We start from the raw sequence: 931 nt of genomic DNA, 5'->3' as shown, positions 1-931 counted from the left end.
CGCCCACCGGGGCGGCCGGCCCGCCGACGGTGTGCGGGGCGGAGACGGCCGGACCGTCCTTGCCCCCGCAGCCCGTCAGCAGCGCGGCGACCGCGACCACCAGGGCGCCGCCCGCCGCGAGCCGTGTGCCCCGCCGGTGCCGGGCGGGCGCGGTCCGGGGTCGTACGGGGAACGTCTCCTCGTTCTCGGTCATGTCTGCCGTCACTCCTTCTCCGTACGAGGTCCTTCCGGACCGTCATTCCCGCACCACACGGCGCCCGGGGCCGGTGCGGCCCGGCGCTGTGGTGCGCCACACCCCGGTTCGATGACGGGCCCGGCGCGAAAGTTCACGCCTGTTCCCGAAAACTTCCGGCGGCCCCGCGCGGGGCTCAGCCCGAGACCCGCAGGCTGCGCAGGATCCGGTCGGTCGGGTCGTCGCCCGCGCCGCGTCTGATCTGGACGTACGCCTGCGGGGCGCCGTCCCGTGCCGGCGTGAGCCCGATCTCCTCCAGCGACCGCCCGGCCGTACCGCAGGAGGACCAGGTCCGTATGCGACCGTGCCAGGAGGCGTCCGAGAACGTACGGCTGCCGTCGTACCGGCAGGCGCGGTGGCTGATCGCGTCGACGCGGTCCGCCAGGTCAGGGTCGGCGCCGAGCCCCACGAACACCCCGCTGACCTCCGCGCCGAGGTCGGGCCAGCGTCCCACATCGCCGGCGACCGTCAGCCCGGGGGCTTGGTGGTCCGGCAGTCCGAGCGTCCTGGGTGTCCAGCCGGAACCGGCCAGCTGCCCGGCCCAGGCGGTGGGCACGTCCACCTGGATACGGCCGGTGGCGTCGCTCACACGCTGTACGGCGGGGGTGGACGAATCGGTCTGCCACCGTACGGCGGCGACCGCGCCGAGCGCGACGACCGCCAGGGTGGCCACGGCGGCGAGCAGCCGCCCCGGTCGGG

General features: G+C 75.9%; 2 pseudogenes. Both read right to left on the bottom strand.

The window, feature by feature from the left end:
- Window positions 1–193, bottom strand: a pseudogene (locus tag GT042_RS18890) (ABC transporter substrate-binding protein); the annotation flags it as partial.
- 175 nt (window positions 194–368) lie between these two features.
- Window positions 369–931 (bottom strand): annotated as a pseudogene (locus tag GT042_RS18885) (serine/threonine protein kinase); the annotation flags it as partial.

Source organism: Streptomyces sp. SID3212, from assembly GCF_009865405.1.
Classification (GTDB): domain Bacteria; phylum Actinomycetota; class Actinomycetes; order Streptomycetales; family Streptomycetaceae; genus Streptomyces.
The sequence above is the reverse complement of the archived record's forward strand: the minus strand, read 5'-3'. Positions and strand labels throughout refer to the sequence as shown.